Source organism: Streptomyces colwelliae (assembly GCF_048158785.1).
Lineage (GTDB): Bacteria > Actinomycetota > Actinomycetes > Streptomycetales > Streptomycetaceae > Streptomyces.
This window is the reverse complement of the sequence record NZ_JBLTJC010000051.1, coordinates 15,492-41,375: the sequence shown is the minus strand read 5'-3', so window position 1 is coordinate 41,375 and position 25,884 is coordinate 15,492. Positions and strand designations below refer to the sequence as shown.

Genomic DNA, 25,884 nt, shown 5'->3' with positions numbered 1-25,884 from the left:
CCCCTGTGCCGCTGCGGTCAGTTCCGGCCGCCGGGCGGCTCGGACGCCGCGCCCCGGCCGCCGAAGGACAGCCGCATCATGTGGGAGTGCCCGCACCGGGGGCACGCGCCCTCCGGGCCGACGGCGGTAGGGCGGCACTTGAGGCGGCAGGCGGGGCACTTGTACCAGGCGACCCCGGGGCCGCGCAGCGGAATGATTCTCACGCAAGCCTCCCTCGCAACACGTATGGACTTGCTAATGTTAGCAATTGTTGAGGTCGTTGCCGCTGGTTTCGGGCAGCTGGGTTCTCGTGCGCGGATTCGGTGTGACCGTGGCCGCAGGTGAGGATGGCCGCATGTGTGTGATGAGTGGGTGGATGCGATGGGCCGAGGACGGTCGGGTGCGGCCGTGCTGCTGGACCGGGGAGGGGACGACACGATGAGTACGCCGCTGTACCAGCTGAAGGCCGAGTTCTTCAAGACGCTCGGCCATCCGGCCCGCATCCGGGTGCTGGAGCTGCTGAGCGAGCGCGAGCACGCGGTGGCGGAGATGCTGCCCGAGGTGGGCATCGAGGCCGCCCACCTCTCCCAGCAACTGGCGGTGCTGCGGCGGGCGAACCTGGTGGTGACCCGCAAGGAGGGTTCCACCGTGTACTACTCGCTGACCAGCCCTGACATCGCCGAGCTGCTCCGGGTCGCCCGCACCATCCTGTCCGGCGTGCTCGCCGGGCAGGCCGAACTCCTCGCCGACCTGCAGGCCGCCCAGGCGCAGGCCAAACCGCCGTCGTAGCGGCGGCCCCTCAACCGGCGGCCGTCTTTCGGGAGTTGACAGTGCTCCCTGGTGCGGGAGGCGGCCGCCTCGACCGCCAAATGCTGTAACTCCGCTCGTGGGTGGCCGGTTGGACACCCACGAGCAAGTCCTCACCGTGTCAGGGAGGGTTCATGGGCCTGTTGCGCAAGATCCGGGACACCGGGCGGGTGGCCGAGCCCGCCCCGCCCCGGCCGGAGGGTGAACAGCTTCCCGCGGCCAGGGAGTTCGGCGGCTCGGTGCAGGTGCGCTGTGTGGACGCGGGGTCCTGCAACGGCTGTGAGATCGAGATCGCGGGCGCCTTCAACCCGGTCTACGACGCCGAGCGGTACGGTGCCCGTCTGGTGGCCTCGCCCCGGCACGCGGACGTGGCCCTGGTCACGGGGCCGGTCACGCGGAACATGGCCGAGCCGCTGCGCCGTACGGTCGCCGCGATGCCGGAGCCGCGGCTGGTGGTCGCGGTCGGGGACTGTGCGATCAACTGCGGGGAGTTCGCGGGCGGTTACGGCGTCGAGGGCGCCGTCTCCGATGTCGTACCGGTCGATCTGGTGGTGCCCGGGTGCCCGCCGCGGCCGGACGAGATCGTCGCCGCGCTGCGGAGAGTGACCGGACGGTGAGCTTGATCCCGGCCGCCCTCGCGACGGCCACCGGACTGGGCGTGGCGGGCGCTGCGGCCGGGCTGGTGCTGCCGCAGCGGGGCCGGGGTGCGGTGGTGGGTGTGTTGACAGCGGGTGTGGGGGTGGCGGGTGGTGCGTCGGGTGTGGCCGCTCTGGGCGGAAGCCGCTGGTCGGCCGAAATTCCCGGGCTGCTCCCGCTGGCTGGGACGCACTTCGCGGTGGACGCTCTGTCCGGACTGTTCATGGCGGTGGCCGGGGCCGTGGTGGCGGCGGTGGCCGTCTACGGTGTCGGCTATGTGGCCGGGCACGGCGCGCAGGGCTTCGGCTCGCGGGGCGCGCAGGGGCTCCTGCCGCTGTTCGCACTGACCCTCGTGCTGGTGCCGGCGGCGGCCTCGGTCTCGACGTTCCTGCTGCTGTGGGAGCTGATGGCGCTGACCTCGCTGTTCCTCGTGATGGCCGAGCACAGGGCGCGAGCGTCGGTGCGCGAGGCGGCCGTCTGGTATGCCGTGATGACCCACCTGGGCCTTGTCCTGCTGTTCGCGGGCCTGTCCGTGTATGCGTCGCAGGCCGGCGGAGAGACGTTCGCCGCCCTGCGCACCGGCACCGCGGGGATGTCGCCGACCGTGCGCGGGCTCGTGTTCGTGCTCACGGCGGTGGCGTTCACGTCGAAGGCGGGTCTGGTGCCGCTGCACGCGTGGCTGCCCCGGGCGCACCCGGAGGCGCCCAGCGTGGTCTCGGCGTTGATGAGTGCGGCCATGGTGAACCTCGGTGTCTACGGGTTGGTGCGGGTCGGGTTCGATCTGCTGGGCGGAGGGCCGGCCTGGTGGTGGCTGCTGGTGATGGCGATGGGCGGGCTGTCGGCGGTGTACGGGATCCTGCAGGCCGCGATGGCCTCGGATCTCAAGCGGCTGCTGGCGTACTCGACCTCGGAGAACATGGGGCTGGTCGTGCTCGGTGTCGGGGCGGCCGGGCTGTTCGCCCACGCCGGTGACAAGGCGTTGGCCGGGCTGGCGCTCGCGGCGGCGCTGCTGCACGTGGTCAACCACTCGGCGTTCAAGGCCCTGTTGTTCTGCGCGGCGGGCTCGGTGCTGCGGGCCACCGGGGAGCGGAACCTGGATCTGCTGGGCGGGCTGCGGGCCCGGATGCCCATAACGGCGGGACTGTTCGCCCTCGGTGCGCTGGGGGCGGTGGCGCTGCCGCCGGGCAACGGGTTCGTCAGCGAGTGGCTGCTGCTGCAGTCGATGATCCACGGGCTGGCGGTGCCCGGGGTGACCACGGCGATCGTGCTGCCGCTGGCGGTGGCGGTGATCGCCCTGTCGGCGGGGCTGGCGGCGGCGGTGTTCGTCAAGGCGCTCGGTGTGGGCTTTTTCGCCCGGCCGCGCACCGCACAGGCCGCCGCGGCACAGGAGTCGCCGCTGCTGATGCTGGCCGGGATGGGGCTGCTCGCGGCCCTGTGTACGGCGCTGGCCCTGGTGCCGGGGCTGCTGGGCGACGGCCTGGACCGCGCGGTGGCAGCGGTCGGCTTCGCCGGGACGCACCCGGTATCCGGCGGCGGACTGCGGGTGCGCCTGGACGAGGTATCCGCCTCGCTGTCCCCGCTGTGGGTGGTGGCGGCGCTCACGGTGGCGCTGGGCGCGGTCACTGCGACGACGAGGTGGGCGTCGCGGCGTCAGCGGCGGCGGTTGAACGCTCGGCTGTGGGACTGCGGGGGCGGGGCGCCGACGCCGCGGATGGCGTATACCGCAACCTCGTTCGCGGAGCCGCTGCAGCGGGTCTTCGACGACGTGCTCGCCCCGGAGCAGGACGTGGATGTCACGCCGGTGCGCGAGTCGGCGTATCTCGTGGAGCGGGTGGCTTTCCGCAACCGGGTGCCCGACCGGATCGAGCACCGCCTGTACCGGCCGGTCCTCGACTTCCTCGCTGCGGCCGGGCAGTCGGCGCGACGCCTGGCGGGCGGCAGCGTGCACGCCTATCTCGGTTACGGCTTCTTCGGGCTGGTCGCCCTGCTGGTGGTGTTGGTGGTGGGCTGGTGAACACGGTCGGATACACAGCGATCGTCCTCCAGGTGGGCGTGGTGGTGGCCGGGGCGCCCCTGCTGACCGGGCTGATGCGGCAGACGAGAGCCCGCTTGGAGGGGCGGGCCGGCGCCGGGGTGCTCCAGCCCTGGCGGGACGTTCGCAAGCTGCTGCGCAAGGAACCGATCACCCCTATCGGCACCGGCCCCGCGTTCCGCTGGGCGCCGCCCCTGTTGGTCGCCACCTCGCTGGTGCTGGCCGTCCTGGTGCCGCTGGTCTCCACCGACACGCCGGTGCGGGCGCGCGCGGACCTGATCCTGGTGGTGTCGCTGTTGGCGCTCGGCACGCTGGCGCTGGCGCTCGCGGGGTTGGACACCGGTACCGCGTTCGGCGGGATGGGTGCCTCCCGGGAGATGACCATCGCCGCGCTGGTCGAACCCACCATCCTGGTGGCGGTGTTCGCGCTGTCGATACCGGCCGGGTCGACGAACCTCCCGGTCATCGTCGCCGGAGCCGCCGACCAGCCCGCCCGCCTCACCTCTCCGGCCGGACTGCTGGCGATCGCCGCGCTCGCGGTGGCGGTGCTGGCCGAGAGCGGCCGGCTGCCGGTCGACAACCCCTCCACCCACCTGGAACTGACCATGGTCCACGAGGCGATGGTCCTCGAATACGCCGGGCCCGACCTGGCCATGGTGGAGTTCGGTGCCCAGCTGCGGCTGACCGTGCTGCTGGGGCTGCTGGCCTCGCTGTTCGCACCGTGGGGCATCGCCACCGGCGCCTCGCTCACCGCCGTGCTGCTCGCCCTGCTGCTGGTGGTGCTCAAGGTGATGGTCCTGGGCATGGCGCTGGCGGCGGCGGAGGTGTTCTGGGCCAAACTCCGGCTGTTCCGGGTGCCCGAACTCCTCGCCGGGTCTTTCCTGTTGGCGCTGCTCGCGGTGACGGCCTCCTACTTCCTGGGCGCAGAGGGAGGAGCGCGATGAGCGAGGGCCTGTTCACCCAGCTGCTCGACCTGGCCTGCGGGGCGTTCCTGCTGGCCGCCGTGGTGGTGCTGTGGCGGCGCGAACTCGCCGCCATCGTCCGGCTCTTCGCGCTCCAGGGCGTCGCACTCGCGGCGATCGCCCTGCTCCTGGGACTGTACGAGGGCCGGTGGGGCCTGCTCGTGGTGGCGGTGGGGATAGGAGCGCTGCGGGCCGGCCTGCTGCCCTACCTGATCCGCCGCGCCCTCAAGGCATTCGTCGCCGAGCGGGACGGCAGCCATGAGGGACACGAGGAGGCGCGCGAGACCCAGCCGCTGGTCAATGTCGCTGCGTCCCTGCTGACCGCCGCCGCGCTGACCCTCCTCGCCTACGCCGTCGCCCGTCCCCTGGTCGAGCTGGATCCCACGCCCGCCACCCGTGCGCTGCCGGTGGGCCTGGCCGTGGTCCTGATCGGCTTTTTCGTGCTGGTCACCCGGCGCCGTGCGCTCGCCCAGGTGGTCGGCTTCCTGCTGCTGGACAACGGCATCACGGCGACCGCCTTCCTGGCCGCCTCCGGGGTGCCGCTGATCGTCGAACTCGGCGTCTCCTTCGACGTGCTGCTCGCCGTCCTGGTGTTGCAACTGCTCACCGTGCGGGTGCGGGAGGCGTTCGGCACCACCGACATCGACGACCTGCGGGAGCTGCACGACTGATGACCGCCACCACCGCGCTGTTGCTGACCGCGCCCGCCGCCGTTCCGCTGGCCGTGGCCGCCGGGTACGCGCTCACCGGGTTCGTCAGGCATGAGGTGCCGCGCGGGCTGCCGGCGGTCCGGCGCACGCAGGAGAGCCGTCCACCCCGGGTGCGGAAAGCCCCTGTGCTCACTGCGGCGGGCGTTGCGGGCCTTCCGGAGAGGAAAGAAGCGGCAGCCGCTTCCCCACCCGGGAAGCCGGCCGTCGCCTCCCCGGCGCGGGCCCGTCACCCGTCCGACTGGGCCGCACTGGCCTCCCCGACGGTGATCCTCACCTGCGCGGCACTGCTGGCTGCGGAGCGAGTCGACGGCGGGTGGGTGTCCGCGTACTCCGGGCTGCTGCGGGCCGACGCGCTGACCGTGTGGATGCTGCTGGTCGTCGGCGCCGTCGCGTTCATCGCCTGTGCTTCGGCGCCCGCGCATCTGGCGGCGGAGCGGGCCGGCGGGGACGCGACGGCCTGGACCGTGTGGCGCTACCACATGCTGGTCCAGACGTTCCTGGGCGCGATGTGCCTGGCCGTGGTGAGCGCGAACCTCGGTGTGCTGTGGGTGGCGATCGAGGCGACCACCGTGGTCACGGCGTTCCTGGTCGGCCACCGCCGCACCCGTACATCTGTGGAGGCCGCGTGGAAGTACGTGGTGATCTGCTCGGCGGGCATCGCGCTCGCCTTCCTGGGCACCGTGCTCCTGTATTACGCGGCCCGGCAGGCGGGCATCGCCGAGGCGTGGGCGCTGGACTGGCCCACGCTGGTGGCCCAGGCGGACCGGCTCGACCCGGCCGTCACCCGGCTCGGCATCAGCCTGGTGGTCCTCGGCTACGGCGCCAAGGCGGGCCTGGTCCCGCTGCACGCGTGGCTGCCCGACGCGCACAGCCAGGCACCCGCCCCCGTTTCCGCCCTGATGTCCGGCGTTCTGCTGTCCGTCGCCTTCGCCGCGATCCTGCGCTACCGCGTCATCGCGGATGCGGCCCTGGGCCCGGACTTCACCCGTGTCCTGCTGGCCGGAATCGCCCTGCTGACCCTCACCGTCGCCGCCGGCCTGCTGCTGGCCCAGCGCGACTACAAGCGGATGCTGGCCTACTCCAGCATGGAACACATGAGCCTGATCGCCCTCGCCACGGCGATCGGCAGCCCGCTCGCTCTGTCCGCCGCCCTGCTGCACATCGCCGGGCACGGACTCGCCAAGGCCACCGCGTTCTGCGCCTCGGGGCAGATCCTGCACCTGCGCGACACGACGAAGATCGGCCGGGTGCGCGGGCTGCTCGCTCGAACGCCCTGGCTGGGCGCACTGTTCGGGCTCGCTGTCGTGGCGCTGCTGGGCTTCCCGCCGTTCAGCCTCTTCGCCTCCGAACTGGGCATCGCCCGCGCCGGATTCGCCGCCGGAGCGGGCCTCGGGTGGGCCACGGCCACCGCCCTCCTGCTGGTCCTGGTCGCCTTCGCCGCATTCGCCACCCGCACCGCGCGCATGCTGCTGGGGCCCGCGGAGGCGACCGGGGAAAGACCCTCTGCCCTGTGGCCCCTCGCTGCCGGTCTGGCGGCCTGCGCCGCTCTCGGCATCGCCACCGGCCCGCTGGGCCACTTGCTCACCCAGGCCGCCGCCGTCCTGGAAAGGCCCTGACCGATGCGCACCGTGCACGAGGTGAACACCAGCGAACTGCGCAAGCGGGCCGAGGCGCTGCTGCGCGAGGGGCACCGCCTGGCCCTGGTTGCCGCGCACCACGACGAGGACGCCGTACGCCTGGTCTACCTCTTCGTCTCCGGCCCACCCGACACCCGCATCGAGCTCCACGTACGCCTCAACCCCGGCCACCCCGAGGTGCCCAGCCTGGCCCATCTGTCTTTCCCCGCAGGCCGGTTCGAGCGCGAGATGCACGACCTGCACGGCATCGTGCCCCTCGACCACCCCCAACCACGCCGCCTGGTCCGACACTTCCACTGGCCCAAGGGCTGGTACCCGATGCACCCCGACGCCGGCAACCCGCCCGCCTTCAGCGAACAGGAAGGCCCCTACCCCTTCCTGGAAGTCACCGGCGACGGCGTCTACGAAATCCCCGTCGGCCCCGTCCACGCCGGGATCATCGAACCCGGCCACTTCCGCTTCTCCGTCGTCGGCGAGACCATCCTCAAACTCAAGGCCCGCCTCTGGTTCGTCCACAAGGGCATCGAGAAACTCTTCCAGGGCCGTAGCGTCGCGGCCGGGCTGCCGCTGGCCGAGCGCATCAGCGGCGACACCGCCGTCGGCCACGCCCTCGCGTACTGCCTGGCCGTCGAGGAGGCCACCGGCACCGCCGTCCCCGAACAGGCCCAGTGCGCCCGCGCGTTGCTGCTCGAACTCGAACGCCTCCACAACCACGTGGCCGACCTCGGCATGCTCTGCAACGACGTCGGCCACGGCATCCTCAACGCCCACGCCCAGCGCGTGCGCGAACAACTCCTGCGCCTCAACGACACGGTGACCGGACACCGGCTGCTGCGCGGCGGTGTCATCCCCGGCGGCAGCGCCCTGCGCACCCTGCCCAGTCCTACGCAGTTGGAGGCCATCGGCGACGACATCCGCGACATCGTCCGGCTGGCGCTCGGCCACTCCACCGTGCACGACCGGTTCACCGGCACCGCGATCCTGCGCACCGAGGCCGCGCGCGACATCGGCTGCCTCGGCTACGTCGCCCGCGCCAGCGGCCTTGACCAGGACGCCCGGATCGCCCACCCCTTCGCCCCGCACGGGCACCCCGCGAACGTCCCCGTCCACACCAACGGCGACGTCCTGGCCCGCTTCCTGGTCCGCGCCGAAGAGATCGACGCCTCCCTCACACTGATCCGGGAACTGCGCGACTGCGTCGCCACCGGCCCGGTCCTCGGCCCCGCGCCCGCTGCGGGGGCAGGCCCTCGTAGCGGCGTCGGCCTCGTCGAGGGCTGGCGCGGCACCATCGCCACGCGCGTCGAACTCGCCGCCGACGGCACCCTGAAACGGGTCAAGCCGGTCGACCCGTCCTTCTTCAACTGGCCCGCGCTGCCGGTCGCGTTGAGCGACACGATCGTCCCGGACTTCCCGCTGACCAACAAGAGCTTCAATCTCTCCTACGCGGGCAACGACCTGTAGACGCCTCAGATGTCTCCCTGCACCAGGGAGTGCAGGTGCTCGTCGTGCCACCCGTCCTCGTGCAGCAGCGCGCTGCGCTGGGTACCTTCGAAGGAGTAGCCGGCCTTCTCCGCCACCCGGCAGGACGCCGGGTTCGCGGTCGAGTGGCACAGGCGCAGGCGGTGCAGGCCCAGGTCCTCAAGGGCCCACCGGCTGAGCCGCTTGGTCGCCTCGACGACGACACCGCCACCGCGTGCCGCGGGCAGAACCCAGTAAACGATCTCGGCGTTGCCGTCGTCGAGGTCGATGTCGCCCCAGCCGATCAGACCCACGGCCTCGCCTGTGTCCGCCCGGGCGATGGCCCAGATCGCGGCCTCCTCGGCCCGCCACCGTTCGTGCATGCGCTCGATCCTCCGGCGCGCGTCATCCGATGACGCCACGACCAGGCGGTTCCACTTCCGGATGGCAGAATCCTGGCCGGCGGCCACGAGGACGCCAGCGTCCCGAGAATGCCACGGGCGCAACTCCAGCCCGCCGGGCAGGGCGAGCAGAGGCTGAGGCGTCCGGGCCATCCGGCCGGCGGGAACGACGCAGGGCACGGGAGCAACCGGGGGTATTGGGGAGATCGAAGCCATTCCGAGATCCTGCCAGCGACCTGGGAGCCCACGTAATTCCCTGTCCGGTGCCGCCACACGCGAGCCGGCTCCCGACCCGCCGACAGCACCCTCACCAGCCGATTCGTCAGGCGCCTGCGTCGCGCTCCACGAGCCGGTACCCGGTCACGATGTCGGCGTGGATGCGCACCACATGCTCCATCTCCGTGTCGACCCAGGGCGTGAGCTGTGTCCGGTAGCGGGCGAGTTCGGCGGGGTCCGTCACGGGGCCGGCGGCGCCGGTGACGACCACGCTCCAGCCGGTGCGGGTGGCCGGGTCGAGATCGTCGGCCTCGTAGGCCACCATCTCCGACCGCGCAGGGCGGCCCCAGTGTGCGTGCGGATGACGATGTCATCGTTCGCCTCCACGAGGTGGTTGACCGGGCGGATCGCGGGCAGCGTCTGGTGGGAGAAGACCACTCGGCCCAGCGGCGCCTCGGCCAGCAGCTTCAGCGCCTCGCCCCGGCCCAATTCGACCATGCGAACCCGCTGCGGACTACCGGCCGTCATGACGACTCCTCTCCCAGCCGCGGCAGCCGCTCGGCGCCGTCAGGCCACACCACCTCGACGTCGATGCCACGGCTGCGCGCGTAGGCCACCAAGTGTGCTGTGCTGTCACGGCCGTTGGAGGCGGTGCCGTCCCAGATCGCCACCACTCGTGCACACGCGCGCAGCAGCCGCTCGTCGGCGCGCACGCAGGCATCCCGGTCCGCCGGGTCGTATTCCACCAGCCGCACCTGCTGGGAGAGGAGCAGCAACTCCCCGGTCGCCCGTCTATCCCGCTCCCGCAGCAGAGCGGGCACACGGTTGAGGGTGGGCACCACGGCCACCAGCGCAAGCCCGGCCTGCTGAGCGGCCCGCCCGAACGCCACCGGGAGACCCTGCCCGACCCGGACCAGGCCCGTCCGGCCCGCCTCGGCACACCGGGCCAGCCGCGCGCGCAGCTCCTCCTCCAGCAGGGCCAGGGTCCAGGGCGCGAGATCCGCATGCCCCACAACAGCGATCACCCTCGGCAGTCCTCTCTCCCCAACCATGCTGTCCACAGCAACTAGCAAATTGAAAAAATCTTCAATCCCAGTCCAGGGTAGTCCGCCGGGTGGGCGGCATGGGCGGCCGTATGCGGGAGAGGAACGACCGCCCACCGGCTCCGTCGATCCACACCTTCGCCGATGCCCTGGTGGTCGTACAGGGTCCGGTCGGCCCCCATTACGCGGCGGGCCTCCCACTGGGCAGCCGAGCCGTCGGCTGCCCGGTCACTTGTGTGCATGTTCGCCGAGGTAGAGGTAGAAGAGCATCCATACGAACCCGGCGAACAGATTGGGTGCCGAAAATGCAGAAGTCCGCCCGGATCGCGACACCGCGCCCAATCCGCCACTCACGGTCCCTGGTCGTCGCGCTGCGCCGCGTACTCTCCGGCTGCTCGGCCGTCCCGGACTCGTCACGCACCGGGCCATCTCATTGCTTCCCTCGACCTGGGCGTGTCCATGGCCCGCGATGGCAGACCGAAGCGGACAAGAACCACCTTGCCGTCACGGCCGACGGCCGGTTCCGCGCTGACGTCACCGTCGTACTCGCCGGCCAACTCCGCCACCAGCTCCAGCCCAGCCCCCATCGCGCCCGGTTCGAGATCGGGCAGGCACGGCTCGGCGTCGGCGACGCTGACCACCAGCTGCCCCGCGCCGACCGTCATCCCCACGTCCGCGACCGGGGAGCGGGGCGCGTGCCGCAGCACATTGGTGACCAGCTCGCTGACCACCAGCAGCACCGCGTCCGCGAACACGGAGTCCGACGCAACACCGACCTCACTGAAGCGCTGGGTCATCGCCTCACGGGCCTGGCGCACAGCGTCCGGCCCCACCGGTACCGACACGATGTGACGGCGCACCGGCGACGGCACATGCTCGATCGCCGCCGCGGGCCGGTGTCTGCGCCACGGCCGGAACGGGTGCCCGCCCGTCACCGCGTCGACTCCGCCGTGCGCAGCTCGTCCAGCAGTTCCTGTTGGCCCGTCAGCAGCACGGACAGGATCCGGCGTGCGGCGGCCAGCAGCTCGGCCACGTCCCCGCCCGCCAGCTCGTACACCACGGTGGACCCGTTCCTGGTGGCGGTCACGATGCCGGAGCGGCGCAGCACGGCCAGCTGCTGCGACAGGTTCGACGGCTCGACCTCGATGGCGGCCAGCAGGTCGCGCACCGGCATCGGCCCGTCCTGCAGCAGCTCCAACACCCGGATGCGCACCGGATGCCCGAGCATGCGGAAGAACTCCGCCTTCGCCTCGTACAGAGGAACCGACATGCCGATCACTCCTCATCCGTCCCTGCCACCGTGACATCGAGACCGTGCCGGCGGGCGAACCGCACCGCGTCGTCCAGCTCGTCCTGCGCCACCGCTACGGCATACGGATCCTCGGCCGCCACGGCAGCCGCCAGCCCTGCCCGGGCCGCCCGCACCCGCGCCAGCAGCGCTTCGACGACCTCACCCACCCCGACCTCCATACACTGCATTACCTATCGACCACCGCAACTAACCAATTGAAGAACTCTTCAATTATAGGTCGTGGGATCAGCCGAGTTCCGTCCTGCGGAGACAGCGCCCTCAGGACTCACCCGTCGGCCAGCCGCGCGCAGGGACAGAACTCACGCAGCTCGGCCCCACAGGCGCACTGGCGGGCGAAGGCAACGGCATCGCCCCGCCGCAGCGAATCCCGGCACAGGTCGTCGGTCAGCTCCAGCGCGCAGAGCCAGCCGGCCGAGCCCGCTGACCGGTCCCGTCTCCGCCTCGCGACGCCGCCGCGCGAGCTCCAGTGTGACCGTCGGATCGCTGCAGCCGGTAGACGCCCTCGCCGCGTGCCAGCCTCTCGCTGTAACAGCCATCGCTGATTTCCCCATCGAGCTACCGGCCCCGCCACTTGACGATCTATAGGGACTTCAGAGCCAAGCTGAGCGTGTCACCTCGGCGATCGCGTTGTGCTCGACGGGGGACTGCTGAACACTCGACAGGGTGGATACGGAGCGCAACAAGGCGGCCGTTCGCGAGTTGGACGAGCTGGGCAACGGTGTGGGCGATCTTGGCCGGCTGGATGCGCTGTGCACACCCGACATGGTCAACCACGCACTGGCACCCGGCATGCCGACCGGGATCGAGGGCACGCGGCAGTTCCTGCTGCGGGCCCGCCGTGACCAGCATCCGGCCCGTTGGGTGGAGTCACGCATCGTCGCGGAGGGAGACATGGTCGTCCAGTTCGGCGTGCGAGAGCACGAGTGGCCCGGAGGCACGTTCCGAGGCTTCGACGTGCCGGGCGGGACCTACCGACGAGACGTCGCCTTCGCCTACCGACTGGTCGACGGACGGATCGCCGAACGCTGGGCGGTACGCGACGACTTGGCGATGCTGCTACAACTCGGCGCGCTGAAGCCTCCGTCGCGCTGAGCGCGGGCCGACACCCCATCAGGCCCCTGCCGCAGCAGGGCGCATCGTGGCCGTCTGAGGCACTCAATGGCCGGTTGGGGCGATCAGGCACAGTGAAGCTCGCAGCCACGGAGCGTCACGGAGTCCACGTAGGTTTCCGAAGCTCGATCGCCGGTTGCCGAAAAGTCATATCCGGTGCGGTACGGCTCCGTCCTGCCAGCGGTAGAGGTCGCGCAGCAGGGAAATCTCAGCGCCGTGATGGATCAGCTCCCTGTTGACGTGCAGGACCCTGTTCTCCATGGGAAACCGCTCGGGACCCACCGTGGGTGGATTCTCCAGGTCGGCGTCCGAGAGCGCGCGGACCCCCTCGTTCCATCTCCCATACATCTCGTCGAGCTGTTTCAGCGCCTCGTCAGCGGTCTCTGCGTAGGCGAATGTCTGGGAGTCGACGTCCTGGCCGCCGAAGTACCATCCGACCCGATAGCCCAGGCAGGAGACGATGAGGTGTGCCAGCCGCCAGGCAATCGTGGTCACCGGCGCCGGCACCGGGCCAGGGGACGCGAAGTCCATCGTCCATTCCCCCGAACCTTCCGACATCGGTCCGGCCGACGTGCCACGTGGGCGGATGCTCCAGCAGCCGCGCACCGGCTCCCAGAAGTACTCCTCATCGGTAAGACCCTCCAGCCGCGGCCGCAGGTTCGTGCGCCAGTGCCAGTCCAACTGCTCCGCGAGCCGCTCGCTTCTTGTCATTTCCGCACACTACATACAACGGGAACCTGGCTGCGCCCCTCGCGGACGCCGTCGCTGGCCGCGGGAGCGTACCGCACCGGGAGATGACGCTGGGGGCTGATGTGCCCTTCGGGCCGTGCCGCCGCGAGCGATTACGTGAAATTAACAACCCGGCCGGCTGGGTTGGGTTCAGTGACCCAAATGCAACTGTCTCGACCGATGACATGACGGATGATCAAAATCGCCGACTCCCGCCCGTGATCACCATGAGTACCCCGAGCGAGCGCCACGCCAGAGCCTCCGACCTGCATGTTCGAAGACGGCGAACACTCAGTGATCCGGCTTACCCGACCGCACCGACCGATCGCCGGGGATGCGTACAGCACAGCGCGGCAGCCGCTACACGGGGAAATACCGGTGAGTGAATTTCCCTTTGCCGCAGCGTTTCTGACGCTCCGGCGGCTGAGCAGTCCGCGGTTTGCCGGCGTTGTCAGAACTCGGAGGGCGGCGGTATCCCGGCTGGCCCGGGCTGCCCCGCCCGGGCCTTGGCGCATCCTCTTACGGGCTCGCTGGCTCCGTCACCGTCGACGCTGGCCGCGCCCTGACCATCGGCCCGCCCGCTGAAACGGGTCCGGCCCGCCGCTACGGGGGGAAGCGACGGGCCGGATGACCGCCACGGTCTCATACCTGTGTGCCGGGCGCGCCGTCTCCCGGTGAAGTCGCCCCCGCGCCGGTGCATTTGCCTGCTTGACGCCCCTACGCGGTGCTTCAGCTGAGGCCGAGCCTGCTGAGCGCGGTCGTCCAGTCGGTGACGATCGCCTGCTGTGCGGCGGCGAGGGTGACCTTGCCCTTACAGACCGCGGTGTGGAGTTTCCACCGGGTCCTTCGCGTTGTTGACCCCGGACCCTTTCCGGTGGCCGGGGTCGGCCGGCTCCACCCACAGGTTGCGGTAGTCGTTGGGATCCCCGCCCAGCTGGAGGCTAATGAGGTGATCGTACTCGGCATCGCTCATACGGCCGGTGAAGCCGTAGGAGGCGGCGTTCAGCTTCTTCTCCTTGCCCGTCACGGATGTGGAGGGGCGGATGCCGGAGGTCTAGCCGCCCTTGCGGCAGATCGTCGACTTCAGGTTCGCCTGCGTGACAGCCGGGGAGACCGCGCCCGGCGTGCACGTGGGATCCTCCAACGGCTCCCCCTTGAGATACCGGTAGTGGCAGGAGCCCGCGGCCGGCTGCTGCTGCACCGTGTACGTCGTCTGCGGACCTGCCCCGACCGCGATCGACCGCCCTGAACCGCCGCCCTGGGCACCCGTGCCCGACGGACCCGGCGCCGGAGCACCGCCTGAGGACGAGTCAGAGGTACCGGGCGAGACGGACGAGCAGCCCGCCAGGAACACCGTGGCGAGCAGCACGGACGACGCGGTACGGCGGATGGAGCGCATGATGAACCCTCACGGTCAGGCGGAAGCTGAGCAGATGCTGCCCTACCCGACTGCCGACCTACCGCGCGGAGTACGGCGCGCAGATGTCACATCACCGGCGCCATCGGCGTGCAACGCACGAATCCCACGCCGCAGATCGCGGGTTGGGGTTCGTGTCCGAGCCCCGGACATACCGCGTACCTGCATCTCCCCGCAGGGAGCGAAGCGTCTCTCCTTGGACCACCAACGCACCACCGGGTGCCAGGAATCCTGCTGACTAGCTCAAGATCACGTACAGCGCAGGGCGAATGGGACGGGACGGGGGTGAGGCCTCGACCGGGCCCGCCGCCCGTAGCAGCTGGCTGCGCCGGCGCCGTGCACGCGCTCGATCGACCGTTGGAGCCGGAGCCGCCCCGTGCCTCTACCGGACGCCACATGAATCGATGATCCGTTCGTCGATGGCGGCATCGGGGTTGCCGGGAGCGCCATTCGCCGAGCATGAGCGGTCGCAGGCATCGCATCATCCGCCTTTTTCGGGGCTCCCTCGGCCAGTACAGGAACAACGGGGCTGCCGGGTCACAGCGCTACGTAAGGTCCGGGGCATCGGCGAGGAGGGCTACGCCCGAGTCTCGCAGCGACAAGGAGGAGATGCCTGCATGAGCAATGTGGAGATCTGCCTGAAGGACATCATGACGTCGATCGAGGGCGCTTTGGGAACTGCTCTGGTCGACTTCACCAGCGGTATGGCGCTGGGCACTCTGGGGGGCGGCAAGGACCTCGACCTGACTGTTGCGGCGGCGGGCAACACGGACGTGATCCGATCCGAGCTCCGCACCATGGAACACCTCGGACTCAAGGGTGAGATCGAGGACATCCTGATCACACTCGTCAGCCACTACCACATCCTCCGGCCGCTCAAGGGCAGCGGCAACGGCTTGTTCCTCTACCTCGTGCTCGACAGGAAGAAATCGAACCTCGCCATGGCCCGCCACCAGCTCAGGACCGTCGAGGGCCAACTGGACGTGTAGAAAACCGCGCACTCCAGAGCCCCGCACGCCCACGACTTGAAGACTTCTTCAACTGGCCACATCTGAATCAGATCAATTGCATGGGCGTGCGAGGCGCCGGATGCACGAGGATCGGTCGGCATGACTGTCGGCGGTGGCCCGGCCGGGGCCAACGGGCCCGGATGCAGCCCGCCGCTTGTGGCAGGGAGAGATTTACCCCGCAGGTCTTTCTCTGCCAGGCCGAGGCCGAGTTCTTCCGGATGCTCGGACACCCGGTACGCGTCCGGGTCCTGGAACTGCTGCAGAACGGCCCCATCCCCGTACGTGACCTGCTCGGCGAGATCGAGGTCGAACCGTCCGGCCTCTCCCAGCAACTGGCCGTTCTGCGCCGCTCGGGGATCGTGGTGTCCATCCGGGAGGGCTCTGCCGTCAGCTGCGCCCTGGCCGGCGGTGACGCGGCCGAGTTCCTGGGCGCGGCGCGCCGGATCGTGTTCGAACTGATCACTGGCCAGAGCGAGTTGCCCGCTGAACCCAGCAGACAGACCCTCCGCCCGGGGGGAACCAGTCCACGATCCTGAGTCCTCGGGCGCTACTTGTGCTGGCCGAGGTAGAAGAGCAGCATCACCCACGCGGCGACGATGTGCGTTCCGAAGATGTACAGGCCCGCCCGGATCGTGACCCCGCGCTGGATCCGGCTGTCCCGGTCCCTGGCTTTGGCCTTCTTCTTGCCTATCGGCCGCTTGGCCGTCTCGTCACTCACGTGCCGTCTCCCTTCACCCTGCACTCTCCACGGACCTGCTGGGAAGAACCGATTGCTACGACGGCATGCGGAAGCGGACCAGGACGACCTTGCCGTCGCGGTTGACGGTCAGCTTCGCGCCGATGCCGCCCCCGTGGGCGGCGGCCAGCTCCGCCACCAACTGCAGTCCCGCACCCAGCTCGCCGGGCCCCAGAGCGGGAAGCCGGGGTTCGTCGTCCGCGACGCCGACGACGAGGTGCCCCGCTCCTACCGTGAGTTCCACGTCGGCGATGGGGCAGCGCGGCGCGTGCCGCCCCACATTCGCGACCAGTTCGCTGACCACGAGCAGCACCGCGTCGGCGAATGCGGAATCCGCCATGACGCCGACCTCGGCGAGGCCCTTTGCCACTGCCTCACGGGCCCGTGTCACCGCCTCCGGCGCCATCTCTACAGACACGCAGTACCGTGCCACCGGTGGCGGCACGGTGCTGACAGCCGCCGCAGGCCGGACCCGCTGGCACGGCCTGAACCGGTCGCGGCCCGTCACCGCGCCGCCCCCGCCGCGCGCAACCCGTCCCGCAGGTGGACGTGCAGCAATGTCGGCATCCTCTCACTTCCCGCCCTCCCCGGTGTTCGGCCACCGGCCGCTGCGCATCCGACCGGCGTCGACCGGCTCGCCCTGCGAGCACGAGCGGATCCGGGACCTCGCTCCCATGACCCTCTGCTTCCTCAGCGCCTAGAAATTTCGGCAACTGCCTAATTGAAGAATTCTTCAAGTGTACGCCGGGTGAGGATCCTGGCGGGGGCCTGCCCGCTCGGGGATGACGCCACCGTCCGCCGGAAGCGGATTGACGTGCCCGTCGCTACGGGATGATGATCACGGGGTGGTGCGGCTGCCGGGCCAGGCGGCTGCCGACGCGGCCGAACAGCCGGGCGGCGACGCTGCGGCTCGCGCCGACGACGATGGCGTCCGCCGCATACCGCCTGCCGATCTCTTCGAGCCCGCGGCGGATGTCGCCGCGAGTGTGGACGGCGACCCAGGGCACCTGCGTGAGCTGCCCGGAACGGAGCAGGGCGTCGGTCAGGCGCTCGCTGCTGTCATCGGGGAGGTCCAGGAGAGCCATGGGATCGCCGCCCTCCCACCAGCCGGGGCTGGGCAGCCGGTGGGTCACATGGACAATCACCAGCCCCCTGCCGGCTCGGCGCGCCATGCCGCTGGCGTAGGCAAGAGTGTGCTCGTCGGAGGGGGATCCGCTGTATCCCACGACGATGGCGTGCTGGAAGGGATCGTGCCGCAGCGGAAGCGCCGCCCCGGGGGCGGGTGCCGCGCCGGGCAGGGGCGGACGCCGCTCGCCGCTGTGGCGTCTGCGCGGTAGCCACTGGCTCATGGTGGGTCATTCCTGGTGTGAGAGAGGGAAACGCTCGGGTGGCCCGCAGGACGCCGCGATCATGCGGACCGCAGGGAAGGGACGAGGCCCAGCCGCCGGCCGGCACACCATCAGGGCCGCTCGGCCGTGCCGCCGGCCGATGCCGCGAGAACCGTCTCCAGCCCCGTGGCGGTGACGATGCCCAGGGCAAAGCCGTCGTCGTCGACGACGGGCAGGGCCGCCAGCGAGCGTTCCCGCATCTCGGCGGCCACGTCCACGGCCGCCATGCCGGGTCGGGCGAACGGGCTGTGGTCGGGCGCGATGTCACGGACGCGGGTGTTCTCGGCGTACCAGGGCTTCGCTCCGGGAACGACGAGTTGTTCGCGGGTGACGAGGCCGGCGCACCGCCCCGTGTCGTCACGGATGAGGACGAACTCCGTATGGGATCCGCAGAGCACGTCGAAAGCCCTGTCAATGCTGGTGTGATCGCTGACCTGGACTTCCGGCGCAAGCATCGCGTCGGCGGCGGTGGGGGGCGTAGAGGAAGGCATCGTCGGCTCCAAGAGCAGGAGGGCGGCAGCGTCAGGCCGGGCGCGGGTGAGGTGGGAGGTCAGCGGCCGGCGCGGCCTGGAGATCTGCGAGGAGCCCGGCCTGGCCCGCCAGGACACCGCCGAGGATGCCGCGGGCAGCGGCCAGCAGGCCGGCCACCTCGAGGGTGGTCAGGCGGTAGTAGATGGTGGTCCCTTCTCTGCGCGTGGCGACCAGATTCGCGCGGCGCAGGATGGCCAGTTGCTGGGAAAGGTGGGCGGCTTCGACGCCGACCTCGGGAAGCATCTCGCCCACGGCGTACTCGCGCAGGCTGAGCAGTTCCAGCACGCAGACGCGCACCGGATGGCCGAGGGTCTAAAGAAGCCGGCCTTGAGCTGGTACAGCGGTGGTGTGCTCACGCTGTGGCCAGGTAGGCCAGGGCGGAGCGGAGGTCGGAGTAGATCCGGATGAGCCCACTCGTGTCGCCGCTCAGCAGCGGCGCGGGGCGATCGAGCAGTCCGCACACGGCCAGCGGGCTCCGTGCGGCACGCACCACGGCGGCCTCACCCTCCTCGCTCCAGCCGAGCAGGCCGGACAGGTCGAGCACCAGCGTGCCGTTCGAGCGGGAGCGGACCCAGTCCACAGCCCCCTCGAAGCGGTGCGTGTCCTGACGGCCCAGGAAGCCGAACAGGTGCAGTACACCCACGCCGTCATGCTCCGTGAAGTCCCAGCGCACGCTCACCACCACCCCAGTCGCTGCCAGAAACGCAACAAACCGGTCCGAGCCGGCTTGCGGCTGGCGTCGGACACGTACCGACCGGGCCGGGAACTCTCGCATCGCGAACACCGTCCCTGGCCGTCCAGCGCGGAGGGCCGGCACAGCAGTCCGCACGCCGAGCAGAGCAGGACGGGAGCACTCCCGCCGCGAATCGGTGTGACGCGCATCGCACCTCCTAGGCAATCCATGAATTGCCAATCTTAGCAACTGGTAACGTACGCATCTAGTGGCTGCTCCTCCCAGGGTCGGCGCGGGAGGAGCAGCCCATGCCCCTGAAGTACCGGTGGACAGCCGCGACCTCACCTGGCGCAGCCCTCCCGTGAGGCGGGTGCACCAGCAGGTACGGCGGCGATGAATGAGTGAAGGACGCGAGTCCGCGTTGCCGCCGACTGGCGACGGAACTATCCCAGGCGCGCGCCGGGCGGAAGCCGCAGGGCACGCGTTGTTCGGAGGCCCGTGACGGCGCGGCTTACACGGTCGCATAGCGGTAGTTCGGAGAAGGTTCTCTCTCCCCGGTTGTGGGAGGACGTGCTCACCGACCACGGCTTCACCGTCGAGGCGATCGACCTTCTCCACCGCCAAGGCGACGACCCGGTCGTCGACCAACTCATTCAAGCCCGCCGCGCCTGAACGGCCTCGACACCCCGAGCGCCAGGGCCGCTGGCCCGCCATCCTTTCGCTCTCAACTCACTGGAGCTTGCGTGATATTGGACCTGATAAGAAGTCATCTCATTTGGAGTGTTCGGTAGGCTTCCGGTGTGGGGATCGTTGAGCGGCTGGTGCCGGATGAGTTGTGGGAGTTGTTCCAGCGGGTGGTACCGGAGGCGCCGAGTCGACCTCAGGGAGGCGGCCGGCGTCGGCACGGGGATCGAGAGGTGCTGGCCGCGATCGTGTTCGTGGCCACGTCGGGCTGCACGTGGCAGCAGCTGCCCTCCGCCTCGTTCGGACCTTCGGGAGCGACAGCCCACCGGCGTTTCGCCGAGTGGTCCAAGGCCCGGGTGTGGGCGAAGCTCCATCGCCTGGTCCTGGACGAACTCGGATCCCGCGGGGAGCTGGACTGGTCCCGCTGCGTGATCGACTCGGTGAACATGCGGGCCCTGAAAAAGGGGATCTGACAGGTCCGAATCCGGTAGATCGCGGCAAGTACGGGTCGAAGATCCACTTGATCACGGAACGGACCGGGCTGCCCCTGTCGGTCGGCATCTCGGGTGCGAACATGCACGACAGCCAGGGCCTGGAGCCGCTCGTGCGGAGTATCCCGCCGATCCGTTCGCGACGCGGTCCGCGCCGCCGCAGGCCCGGCAAGCTGCACGGTGACAAGGGCTACGACTACCGCCACCTGCGGCAATGGCTCCGCAGCCGGGGCATCACCCATCGCCTGGCCCGGCGCGGCATCGAGTCCTCCACCCACCTGGGCCGCCACCGCTGGGTCGTAGAACGGTCCGTCGCCTGGCTCACCGGCTGCCGCCGACTCCACCGCCGCTACGAGCGCAAAGCCGAACACTTCCTCGCCTTCGCCGCCATCGCCTGCACCCTCATCTGCTACCGCCGACTCACCAAATGAGATGACTTCAAAGCTGAGCTGGGCGACGAAGCGGGCCAGGACCGTCTCCCGGTCGGTGTCCCGGTCGAGTTCGGTGTGCATGCGCCGGGCGGTCAGACCCAGGGCGTCCTCCACGGCGAGGTAGGCGTAACCGCGCCCCTGATGCTCTCGGCTGACGACGCCCTTCTCGTACAGACGGGGCAGCGTCGTCGCCACCGTGGTCCGGGCTAGGCCGAAGCGGAGTTCGCTCCGCACCCGTTCCGGCGTGAGCGGGACCCCGGCGTCCCGCAGCGCGACCATGACCGCCGTCTCAAGCTCGCTGGCCGGCCGCCTCTCACAACTCACGTGGGTCATGGGAACGGTCCTCACTCCGATTTCGTCTACAGTTCAGTAGACCGTCTACAGGATTGTAGTCACTTGACGGATGCAAGCGTTGCAGCGATCCGGCGGTCCGGACGAAGAGCGAAGGGGCTCCACGATGACCACAGCCATGGACTTGGCGTCGCAGCTCGCTGTCAATGTGCTGGATGCGCGGTCCTTGCTGTCCGCCTTCGGCGTGTTGGGCGTGGGCGTGGTGCTGTTCGCGGAGACGGGACTGCTGGTCGGTTTCTTCCTCCCGGGCGACTCGCTGCTGTTCACGGCGGGTCTGCTGTGCACCGGCGCCGCCGACCGCGGTCTGAAGCTGTCGCTCGCCCCGCTCCTGGTCGCGGCGGCGGTGGGGGCGCTGGCGGGCTCGCAGTGCGGCTACCTCCTGGGCCGAAGAGCGGGCGGCGCCCTGCTCGCCCGCAGCCGCTCGGCCCGCCTGCACGAGGGGGCGAAACGGGCTGAGGAACTGCTGGAGCGTTATGGGTACGCGAAGGCGATCGTGCTGGCCCGCTTCGTCCCGGTGGTGCGCACGGTCCTGAACCCGATGGCGGGCGCACTCGGGGTACCGGTGCGCACATTCACCGTGTGGCAGGTGACCGGCGGCCTGGTGTGGAGCCTGGGTCTCACCCTGGCTGGCTACGCGCTGGGCTCGTCCGTGCCGAACGTGGACCGGTATCTGCTGCCGATGGTCGCGGTGATCGTGGCCCTGTCCCTGATTCCGCTCGCCGCCGAGGTGTACCGCACACGCCGGGACGCGAAGGCGAAGGAGGCCCGCGGATGATCCTCGCCCTCGACGGCTCGTCCATCGACGGCTCGGCGTACACCGATGTGGTGAACCTCGCCCGGCACACGCCGGCCTGGCTCGACGACACCGTGTCGGCATGGTCGACGTACGGACTCGCCCTGTTCGCCGTCCTCATGGTCGTCGGCTGGTGGCGTGCCCGGCGGGTGAGCGCGACCGCGTCGGTGACCGCCCTCGCCGTGCCGTTCGTCGTAGTCGCGGCCTACGGAGTGGACGCGGCGCTGAAGCTGCTGGTGCATGAGGATCGCCCCTGCCAGACCTTGCACGTGGCCACTCTGGAGGCGTGTCCGGCGCCCGGCGACTGGTCCTTTCCCAGCAACCACGCCGCCATCGCCGCCGCGGCGGCCGTCGCCCTGCTGTTCCTCTCCCGCCGGCTCGGCACGATCGCCGTTGTGGCTGCCGGTGCGATGGCCGCTTCGCGGGTCTGGGTCGGCGTGCACTACCCGCATGACGTGGTGGCAGGGGTCGCTGTGGGCGCCCTCACCGCGCTGCTCGTCATGCCGGCAGTACGCAGGAATACCGGGGCGCTGGCCCTGCGACTCACCGCCACCTGTCTGCGTCCACTGCTGGCGGCGCAATGAAGAGCGGCAACACCGTCGCACTGGCCGGCAGCTGCGCACTCGGGACATGGACGGCGTTCGGCGCGCTGACCATGGTCGTGGTGAGCCGCGACGGCGCACCGCTCTTCGCAGACGGCGACCTCCTTACGTGGTCCGTCGCTCACCGGCCGGAGGTGGCAGTGGCGTTCGCCCGTGGGGTGACCGCCACCGGGACGGGAGGAGTTCCCTTCGCGCTGGCCGCGTTAGCCGGACTCATCGTCGGACGCACCATGCGCCAGCGCGCGCTCGCCGTCACGCTCTGCCTGGCCTGCCTCGGCACCGGCCAGGCGCTGCGGTACGTGGTGATGACGCTCGTCGCCCGACCACGGCCACCCTGGCCGGAGTGGGACACGCATGCCTCCGGTTGGGCTTTCCCCTCCGGTCACACCACCACAGCGGCCCTCACCGCGGGACTGCTGATCATCGCCGTCCGCATCCGCGGCCCGCGTGGCAGCACCCTGCTAGCCCTGATCATCGGAGGCTGGGGCGCGCTGGTCGGGCTGAGCCGTGCCTACCTCGGGGTCCACTGGTTCACCGACATCGTCGGCGGCTGGCTGTTCGCCCTCGGTTGGCTGGGCGTGTGCCTGTGCGCCGTGGCCTTCTGGCTGCCCGCGCGTTGGACGCCCGAGGCGACGAAGGCGACGGACACAGAACGCGGAGCCAAGGGGGCGATGCGCACAACCAGAGGCCGGACGGACCCAGCACGAGAACAGTAGGGAGAACGATGCGCCAGACGATCCTGGTCGTCGAGGACGATCACGCCCTGCGGGACGTGCTTATGCGCGGACTGCGCGACGAGGACTACGACACCGTCCCCGCCCCGGACGGCGCCACCGCCCTGCGCCTGGCCACCACCGACATCTCCGCCGCCGTACTCGACATCGGGCTGCCCGACGCCGACGGCCGGGACGTGTGCCAGGCGATGCGCGCGAACGGATTCCTCTCCCCCGTCATCTTCCTGACCGCCCATCACCGGCTCACCGACCGCCTGTCCGGGTTCTCGGCCGGAGGCGACGACTACCTCCCCAAACCGTTCCACCTCCCCGAACTCGCCGCCCGGCTGCGGGCGGCGCTCAAGCGGGCCGCCCCGCCGCCCGCGACCACCGAGGGAGACCTGGTGCTGGACGCCGTCCGGCACCAGGTCAGCGTCCGGGACACCCCGGTGGACCTGACGCCTACCGAGTTCCGACTCCTGGCCGTGCTCATGGCGGCTTCCGGTGGAATCATGAGCCGCCGTGAACTGGTCCGCGCGGGCTGGCCCGAAGGCGCCCAGGTCCACGACAACACCCTGGACCAGTACCTGACCCGGTTGCGCCGCAAACTGCGCGAGGCGGGCAGCGACCGTACGATCGGCACCGCCCGCGGCATCGGCCATCGCCTGTCATGAGCGACAGCCACCACCGGCCGCGGCGGCCGGCCGCGACCGCGCCAGCCCTCCTCCACCGCCTGGCACCCCGCACACTGCGCGGCCGGCTCTCTCTCGTGGCCCTCATCACGGCCACGCTGCTGATGTTGGTCCTCACCGTCGCCTTCAACGCCGTGGCCCAGCGCCGCCTCCAGCACCAGGCGGACGACGAGTTGCGCGCCCGCGCCGCCGCCGTCGCGACGACCGTCGACACCAGCGGCACGAAGGTACGTGTCCTGGAGACCTCTCACGACGACCTCCTCGACGCCAACGTGTGGATCTACGCCGGCCGGCACCTGCTCGAACAGCCGCCGGCCGCAGGCCCGTTGACCCGGGTCGCCAACGCGCTCGCCGCGCGGGGCGGACAGCGGTGCCTCACCACCACGATCCATCGCCCCCTGCGACTGTGCTCCCACCAGGTACCCGGAGCCCGGGGCCGGGCCACGGTGGTCACCGCGCTGGACCTCTCCCCCTACCGGAGTTCGGCCGACACCCTGCTCGTGGGTTCACTCGCCCTGGACGCCTTCATGCTCGCCTGCACCTACGCCCTGACCCGGCTGGCCGTAGGCCGCGCACTGCGCCCTGTCCGCACGATGACCGACCAGGCCATCCAGTGGAGCGCCGTCGCCTCCGAAGAACGCTTCGGCAGCAAGCGGCATCCCGCCGAACTCGCCCGCCTCGGCACATCGTTGGACGCCATACTGGACCGCATCCGCACCCTGCTGCGCCACGAGCGTCAGCTCACCGGCGAACTCTCGCACGAACTGCGTACGCCCCTGAGCCGGATCATCGCCGAACTCGACTGGTGGCACACCCGCCCCCGCTCGCTCGCCCAGACCTGGGCCACCCACAGGGTCATCGCGGAAGCCGCCGAGTCCATGCGCAGCATCTGTGACACCCTCCTGGACGACGCCCGCAATGGCGCACTCACCGCTCCAGGCACCGCCGATCTCCTACCCACGCTGCGTCACCTGGTCCAACTCCTGCAGAAGCCAAGCCATTTGGCAATCAGCGTCGAAGGCTCTCACCTGGACGCCGGAGTCCCACCCGCCCTCCTCGAACGCATCGTCAGCCCGCTCCTCACCAACGCCTGCCGCTACGCCCACTCCAGCGTCACCGTCCGCGCGTATCGCGCACCCGACGGCGTACGCGTCGATGTCATCGACGACGGGCCCGGCGTGCCGCCCCGGTTCGCCGGACAGCTCTTCGAGCCCGGTCAACGGACGGACCCGGGCGACGGACACAGCGGTGCCGGCCTGGGACTGCCCCTGGCACAACGCCTGGCCCGCTCCGCCGGCGGCGAGGTGACATACGACCCCGGGCACGCACCGGGCGCACGGTTCGTGGTCAGCCTCCCTGCCGGGTGACGGCGGCCACCCGGTTCGAGAGCCGTGCCCGGTCCGTGCGGCGTCACGGCATGAGGTCGTGCTGGATGTCCTTGCGCGAGGCGGCCAGATAACCGACGAAGCCGAGGATGGCCACCGTCCAGGACAGCGTGACCGGCCCCAGACCCAGGTTCAGTCCCCCTCGGTGGTGGCTGACGGCCATCCAGTCGGCTACGGAGGCGCCGAGCGGGCGGGTGATGACGTAGGCCGCCCAGAACGCGGCCACCGCGTTCAAACTGCCCCAGCGGTGAGCGACGGCCGGAACGGCGATCGCGGCGGCGTACAGGGCCGCGGAGCCCAGGTAGCCGAGGCCGATCGTGGCAGTGAGGTCGCCTGCGGCGGTGCCCAGCGCGAACGTGGCGAGCACGGCGGCCCAGTAGAAGGTCTCGCGGCGCCTGGTGTGGATGCTGTGGATGGACAGGGTGCGTTCGCTGCGGTACCAGAGGGCGAAGACGGCGGCCAGCGCGGCCATGAAGAACGGGGTCGAGAGCGTATAAGGCACACCGAGGCCGACGTGCAGGACATCGGCGGCCATCGTGCCGAACACGCTGACCATGACGATCGCCGTCCAGTAGATCCAGGCCACGTACCGCCGGACGGCGAACTGCACCGCCAGCGCGGCCACCAGGGCGATGCCCCCCAGGCCGACAGCAGGAATCGGGCCGAGCACATGCGCCAGAAAATCGGAGGCCGTCTCACCCATGCCGGTCGTCAGCACCTTGATGATCCAGAAGTAGACGGTCACCTCCGGCACCTTGCTCGCCGCGTTCCGGATGTGGCCCGGGGGCCGGTGGTGAGTGAGGTGATCTGTCGTCATGGCAGGCACGATGGCATGGTGCCCGGCGGTTGCCCCAGACCTCTTTGCCGGATTTTTGACGCTTCTGGGGCTTGAGTTGCCCAAGCCTCGTCCGAACCTGAATACAACCTGAATACGGTGGCCGATGCGCTGGTAAGC

Annotated in this window: 30 protein-coding genes and 4 pseudogenes; 17 read left to right on the top strand and 17 right to left on the bottom strand. The window is 70.4% G+C overall.

Annotation, left to right across the window (positions count from 1 at the left end; all coding sequences use genetic code 11):
* Positions 1–17 precede the first annotated feature (17 nt).
* On the bottom strand, positions 18–203 hold the full coding sequence (locus ACNFOC_RS13710; protein WP_416959389.1) for a hypothetical protein: 186 nt from the start codon (positions 201–203) through the stop codon (positions 18–20).
* A gap of 214 nt (positions 204–417) precedes the next feature.
* Between ACNFOC_RS13710 and ACNFOC_RS13705 the strand changes: the two genes are divergently transcribed.
* The 7 genes from ACNFOC_RS13705 to ACNFOC_RS13675 all read left to right on the top strand — a co-directional run bounded on the left by ACNFOC_RS13705 (position 418) and on the right by ACNFOC_RS13675 (position 8,224).
* Positions 418–768 carry an ArsR/SmtB family transcription factor gene (locus tag ACNFOC_RS13705; RefSeq protein ID WP_093631627.1) on the top strand — a complete coding sequence of 117 codons (351 nt, stop codon included), beginning with the start codon at positions 418–420 and terminating at the stop codon, positions 766–768.
* Positions 769–920: 152 nt separating this feature from the next.
* On the top strand, positions 921–1,403 hold the full coding sequence (locus tag ACNFOC_RS13700; protein ID WP_416959388.1) for an NADH-quinone oxidoreductase subunit B family protein: 483 nt from the start codon (positions 921–923) through the stop codon (positions 1,401–1,403).
* Positions 1,400–3,436, top strand: a complete 2,037-nt coding sequence (locus ACNFOC_RS13695; protein WP_416959387.1) for a proton-conducting transporter transmembrane domain-containing protein — start codon at positions 1,400–1,402, stop codon at positions 3,434–3,436. The genes ACNFOC_RS13700 and ACNFOC_RS13695 overlap by 4 nt, the downstream gene beginning before the upstream one ends.
* On the top strand, positions 3,433–4,398 hold the full coding sequence (locus tag ACNFOC_RS13690; protein WP_416959386.1) for a respiratory chain complex I subunit 1 family protein: 966 nt from the start codon (positions 3,433–3,435) through the stop codon (positions 4,396–4,398). The genes ACNFOC_RS13695 and ACNFOC_RS13690 overlap by 4 nt, the downstream gene beginning before the upstream one ends.
* Positions 4,395–5,087, top strand: coding sequence for a hypothetical protein (locus ACNFOC_RS13685; protein WP_416959385.1), 693 nt, complete (start codon positions 4,395–4,397; stop codon positions 5,085–5,087). Before ACNFOC_RS13690 ends, ACNFOC_RS13685 begins: the two co-directional genes overlap by 4 nt.
* Positions 5,087–6,742, top strand: coding sequence for a proton-conducting transporter transmembrane domain-containing protein (locus tag ACNFOC_RS13680; protein WP_416959384.1), 1,656 nt, complete (start codon positions 5,087–5,089; stop codon positions 6,740–6,742). The genes ACNFOC_RS13685 and ACNFOC_RS13680 overlap by 1 nt, the downstream gene beginning before the upstream one ends.
* Positions 6,743–6,745: 3 nt before the next feature.
* On the top strand, positions 6,746–8,224 hold the full coding sequence (locus ACNFOC_RS13675; protein ID WP_416959383.1) for a hydrogenase large subunit: 1,479 nt from the start codon (positions 6,746–6,748) through the stop codon (positions 8,222–8,224).
* Positions 8,225–8,229: 5 nt separating this feature from the next.
* On the opposite strand, the gene ACNFOC_RS13670 is transcribed toward ACNFOC_RS13675, so the two are convergent.
* The 6 genes and pseudogenes from ACNFOC_RS13670 to ACNFOC_RS13645 form a co-directional block, all read right to left on the bottom strand.
* Entirely contained in the window at positions 8,230–8,838 is a 609-nt protein-coding gene (locus ACNFOC_RS13670) for a GNAT family N-acetyltransferase (RefSeq protein WP_416959382.1), read from the bottom strand.
* 106 nt (positions 8,839–8,944) lie between these two features.
* A pseudogene (locus ACNFOC_RS13665) lies at positions 8,945–9,366 on the bottom strand (pyridoxamine 5'-phosphate oxidase family protein).
* Complete coding sequence (locus ACNFOC_RS13660; protein WP_416959381.1) at positions 9,363–9,863, bottom strand: DUF834 domain-containing protein; 501 nt, start codon at positions 9,861–9,863, stop codon at positions 9,363–9,365. The pseudogene ACNFOC_RS13665 and the gene ACNFOC_RS13660 overlap by 4 nt, the downstream one beginning before the upstream one ends.
* 431 nt (positions 9,864–10,294) lie before the next feature.
* Positions 10,295–10,816, bottom strand: a complete 522-nt coding sequence (locus tag ACNFOC_RS13655; protein WP_416959380.1) for an ATP-binding protein — start codon at positions 10,814–10,816, stop codon at positions 10,295–10,297.
* Positions 10,813–11,151 carry an ArsR/SmtB family transcription factor gene (locus ACNFOC_RS13650; protein WP_416959379.1) on the bottom strand — a complete coding sequence of 113 codons (339 nt, stop codon included), beginning with the start codon at positions 11,149–11,151 and terminating at the stop codon, positions 10,813–10,815. Before ACNFOC_RS13650 ends, ACNFOC_RS13655 begins: the two co-directional genes overlap by 4 nt.
* Positions 11,152–11,156: 5 nt before the next feature.
* A complete protein-coding gene (locus tag ACNFOC_RS13645; protein ID WP_405848427.1) occupies positions 11,157–11,339 on the bottom strand; it encodes a hypothetical protein in 183 nt (60 codons plus the stop codon).
* 517 nt (positions 11,340–11,856) lie between these two features.
* Between ACNFOC_RS13645 and ACNFOC_RS13640 the strand changes: the two genes are divergently transcribed.
* On the top strand, positions 11,857–12,285 hold the full coding sequence (locus ACNFOC_RS13640) for an ester cyclase (protein ID WP_416959378.1): 429 nt from the start codon (positions 11,857–11,859) through the stop codon (positions 12,283–12,285).
* Positions 12,286–12,450: 165 nt separating this feature from the next.
* Here ACNFOC_RS13640 and ACNFOC_RS13635 read toward each other — a convergent pair whose 3' ends face one another.
* Together ACNFOC_RS13635 and ACNFOC_RS13630 are read right to left on the bottom strand one after the other, a co-directional pair.
* Complete coding sequence (locus ACNFOC_RS13635; RefSeq protein WP_416959377.1) at positions 12,451–13,014, bottom strand: DinB family protein; 564 nt, start codon at positions 13,012–13,014, stop codon at positions 12,451–12,453.
* Between the two features lie 747 nt (positions 13,015–13,761).
* Positions 13,762–14,431 (bottom strand): annotated as a pseudogene (locus tag ACNFOC_RS13630) (hypothetical protein).
* A gap of 635 nt (positions 14,432–15,066) precedes the next feature.
* On the opposite strand from ACNFOC_RS13630, the gene ACNFOC_RS13625 reads away from it, so the two are divergent.
* Positions 15,067–15,438, top strand: a complete 372-nt coding sequence (locus tag ACNFOC_RS13625; RefSeq protein WP_416959376.1) for a roadblock/LC7 domain-containing protein — start codon at positions 15,067–15,069, stop codon at positions 15,436–15,438.
* A 161-nt stretch (positions 15,439–15,599) separates the two neighbouring features.
* The gene (locus ACNFOC_RS13620) at positions 15,600–15,995 is read left to right on the top strand and encodes an ArsR/SmtB family transcription factor (RefSeq protein WP_416959375.1); all 396 of its coding nucleotides are present in this window, start codon (positions 15,600–15,602) and stop codon (positions 15,993–15,995) included.
* A gap of 11 nt (positions 15,996–16,006) precedes the next feature.
* Here ACNFOC_RS13620 and ACNFOC_RS13615 read toward each other — a convergent pair whose 3' ends face one another.
* Both ACNFOC_RS13615 and ACNFOC_RS13610 read right to left on the bottom strand, forming a co-directional pair.
* Entirely contained in the window at positions 16,007–16,177 is a 171-nt protein-coding gene (locus ACNFOC_RS13615; RefSeq protein WP_416959374.1) for a DUF6126 family protein, read from the bottom strand.
* A 55-nt stretch (positions 16,178–16,232) separates the two neighbouring features.
* The gene (locus ACNFOC_RS13610; protein ID WP_398850533.1) at positions 16,233–16,601 is read right to left on the bottom strand and encodes an ATP-binding protein; all 369 of its coding nucleotides are present in this window, start codon (positions 16,599–16,601) and stop codon (positions 16,233–16,235) included.
* 151 nt (positions 16,602–16,752) lie between these two features.
* Here ACNFOC_RS13610 and ACNFOC_RS13605 point away from each other — a divergent pair, with 151 nt between their 5' ends.
* A complete protein-coding gene (locus ACNFOC_RS13605) occupies positions 16,753–16,896 on the top strand; it encodes a hypothetical protein (RefSeq protein ID WP_416959373.1) in 144 nt (47 codons plus the stop codon).
* A gap of 123 nt (positions 16,897–17,019) precedes the next feature.
* On the opposite strand, the gene ACNFOC_RS13600 is transcribed toward ACNFOC_RS13605, so the two are convergent.
* The 4 genes and pseudogenes from ACNFOC_RS13600 to ACNFOC_RS13585 all read right to left on the bottom strand — a co-directional run bounded on the left by ACNFOC_RS13600 (position 17,020) and on the right by ACNFOC_RS13585 (position 18,757).
* Positions 17,020–17,544: a universal stress protein gene (locus ACNFOC_RS13600; RefSeq protein WP_416959372.1), complete on the bottom strand. Its 525-nt coding sequence runs from the start codon at positions 17,542–17,544 to the stop codon at positions 17,020–17,022.
* A 110-nt stretch (positions 17,545–17,654) separates the two neighbouring features.
* On the bottom strand, positions 17,655–18,074 hold the full coding sequence (locus tag ACNFOC_RS13595) for a CBS domain-containing protein (protein ID WP_416959371.1): 420 nt from the start codon (positions 18,072–18,074) through the stop codon (positions 17,655–17,657).
* Positions 18,075–18,105: 31 nt separating this feature from the next.
* A pseudogene (locus ACNFOC_RS13590) lies at positions 18,106–18,470 on the bottom strand (ArsR/SmtB family transcription factor).
* Positions 18,467–18,757 carry a hypothetical protein gene (locus ACNFOC_RS13585; RefSeq protein ID WP_416959370.1) on the bottom strand — a complete coding sequence of 97 codons (291 nt, stop codon included), beginning with the start codon at positions 18,755–18,757 and terminating at the stop codon, positions 18,467–18,469. The pseudogene ACNFOC_RS13590 and the gene ACNFOC_RS13585 overlap by 4 nt, the downstream one beginning before the upstream one ends.
* A gap of 836 nt (positions 18,758–19,593) precedes the next feature.
* Here ACNFOC_RS13585 and ACNFOC_RS13580 point away from each other — a divergent pair.
* A protein-coding gene (locus ACNFOC_RS13580; protein WP_416959390.1) for an IS5 family transposase occupies positions 19,594–20,393 on the top strand; the annotation gives its coding sequence in 2 pieces (ribosomal slippage) (positions 19,594–19,929 and positions 19,932–20,393; 798 coding nt in all).
* 12 nt (positions 20,394–20,405) lie between these two features.
* Here ACNFOC_RS13580 and ACNFOC_RS13575 read toward each other — a convergent pair.
* A pseudogene (locus ACNFOC_RS13575) lies at positions 20,406–20,726 on the bottom strand (BlaI/MecI/CopY family transcriptional regulator); the annotation flags it as partial.
* 124 nt (positions 20,727–20,850) lie between these two features.
* On the opposite strand from ACNFOC_RS13575, the gene ACNFOC_RS13570 reads away from it, so the two are divergent.
* Genes ACNFOC_RS13570 through ACNFOC_RS13550 form a run of 5 tightly spaced genes read left to right on the top strand, consistent with a single transcriptional unit; the run spans position 20,851 to position 24,911 of the window.
* Positions 20,851–21,519, top strand: coding sequence for a DedA family protein (locus ACNFOC_RS13570; protein WP_416959369.1), 669 nt, complete (start codon positions 20,851–20,853; stop codon positions 21,517–21,519).
* On the top strand, positions 21,516–22,121 hold the full coding sequence (locus ACNFOC_RS13565) for a phosphatase PAP2 family protein (protein ID WP_416959368.1): 606 nt from the start codon (positions 21,516–21,518) through the stop codon (positions 22,119–22,121). The genes ACNFOC_RS13570 and ACNFOC_RS13565 overlap by 4 nt, the downstream gene beginning before the upstream one ends.
* The gene (locus ACNFOC_RS13560; protein WP_416959367.1) at positions 22,118–22,855 is read left to right on the top strand and encodes a phosphatase PAP2 family protein; all 738 of its coding nucleotides are present in this window, start codon (positions 22,118–22,120) and stop codon (positions 22,853–22,855) included. Before ACNFOC_RS13565 ends, ACNFOC_RS13560 begins: the two co-directional genes overlap by 4 nt.
* Positions 22,856–22,863: 8 nt before the next feature.
* Positions 22,864–23,526: a response regulator transcription factor gene (locus tag ACNFOC_RS13555; RefSeq protein WP_416959366.1), complete on the top strand. Its 663-nt coding sequence runs from the start codon at positions 22,864–22,866 to the stop codon at positions 23,524–23,526.
* Positions 23,523–24,911, top strand: a complete 1,389-nt coding sequence (locus tag ACNFOC_RS13550; RefSeq protein ID WP_416959365.1) for a sensor histidine kinase — start codon at positions 23,523–23,525, stop codon at positions 24,909–24,911. Before ACNFOC_RS13555 ends, ACNFOC_RS13550 begins: the two co-directional genes overlap by 4 nt.
* Positions 24,912–24,954: 43 nt before the next feature.
* Here ACNFOC_RS13550 and ACNFOC_RS13545 read toward each other — a convergent pair whose 3' ends face one another.
* Entirely contained in the window at positions 24,955–25,746 is a 792-nt protein-coding gene (locus ACNFOC_RS13545) for a COG4705 family protein (RefSeq protein WP_416959364.1), read from the bottom strand.
* Positions 25,747–25,884 lie beyond the last annotated feature (138 nt).

Coding starts and splice junctions, on each gene's coding strand:
- ACNFOC_RS13705 (WP_093631627.1), top strand. CDS start 418: ATGAGTACGCCGCTGTACCAGCTGAAGGCCGAGTTCTTCAAGACGCTC.
- ACNFOC_RS13700 (WP_416959388.1), top strand. CDS start 921: ATGGGCCTGTTGCGCAAGATCCGGGACACCGGGCGGGTGGCCGAGCCC.
- ACNFOC_RS13685 (WP_416959385.1), top strand. CDS start 4,395: ATGAGCGAGGGCCTGTTCACCCAGCTGCTCGACCTGGCCTGCGGGGCG.
- ACNFOC_RS13680 (WP_416959384.1), top strand. CDS start 5,087: ATGACCGCCACCACCGCGCTGTTGCTGACCGCGCCCGCCGCCGTTCCG.
- ACNFOC_RS13675 (WP_416959383.1), top strand. CDS start 6,746: ATGCGCACCGTGCACGAGGTGAACACCAGCGAACTGCGCAAGCGGGCC.
- ACNFOC_RS13670 (WP_416959382.1), bottom strand. CDS start 8,838: ATGGCTTCGATCTCCCCAATACCCCCGGTTGCTCCCGTGCCCTGCGTC.
- ACNFOC_RS13650 (WP_416959379.1), bottom strand. CDS start 11,151: ATGTCGGTTCCTCTGTACGAGGCGAAGGCGGAGTTCTTCCGCATGCTC.
- ACNFOC_RS13635 (WP_416959377.1), bottom strand. CDS start 13,014: ATGACAAGAAGCGAGCGGCTCGCGGAGCAGTTGGACTGGCACTGGCGC.
- ACNFOC_RS13625 (WP_416959376.1), top strand. CDS start 15,067: ATGAGCAATGTGGAGATCTGCCTGAAGGACATCATGACGTCGATCGAG.
- ACNFOC_RS13620 (WP_416959375.1), top strand. CDS start 15,600: ATGCAGCCCGCCGCTTGTGGCAGGGAGAGATTTACCCCGCAGGTCTTT.
- ACNFOC_RS13610 (WP_398850533.1), bottom strand. CDS start 16,601: ATGGCGCCGGAGGCGGTGACACGGGCCCGTGAGGCAGTGGCAAAGGGC.
- ACNFOC_RS13605 (WP_416959373.1), top strand. CDS start 16,753: ATGTCGGCATCCTCTCACTTCCCGCCCTCCCCGGTGTTCGGCCACCGG.
- ACNFOC_RS13600 (WP_416959372.1), bottom strand. CDS start 17,544: ATGAGCCAGTGGCTACCGCGCAGACGCCACAGCGGCGAGCGGCGTCCG.
- ACNFOC_RS13595 (WP_416959371.1), bottom strand. CDS start 18,074: ATGCCTTCCTCTACGCCCCCCACCGCCGCCGACGCGATGCTTGCGCCG.
- ACNFOC_RS13570 (WP_416959369.1), top strand. CDS start 20,851: ATGACCACAGCCATGGACTTGGCGTCGCAGCTCGCTGTCAATGTGCTG.
- ACNFOC_RS13565 (WP_416959368.1), top strand. CDS start 21,516: ATGATCCTCGCCCTCGACGGCTCGTCCATCGACGGCTCGGCGTACACC.
- ACNFOC_RS13560 (WP_416959367.1), top strand. CDS start 22,118: ATGAAGAGCGGCAACACCGTCGCACTGGCCGGCAGCTGCGCACTCGGG.
- ACNFOC_RS13555 (WP_416959366.1), top strand. CDS start 22,864: ATGCGCCAGACGATCCTGGTCGTCGAGGACGATCACGCCCTGCGGGAC.
- ACNFOC_RS13550 (WP_416959365.1), top strand. CDS start 23,523: ATGAGCGACAGCCACCACCGGCCGCGGCGGCCGGCCGCGACCGCGCCA.
- ACNFOC_RS13545 (WP_416959364.1), bottom strand. CDS start 25,746: ATGACGACAGATCACCTCACTCACCACCGGCCCCCGGGCCACATCCGG.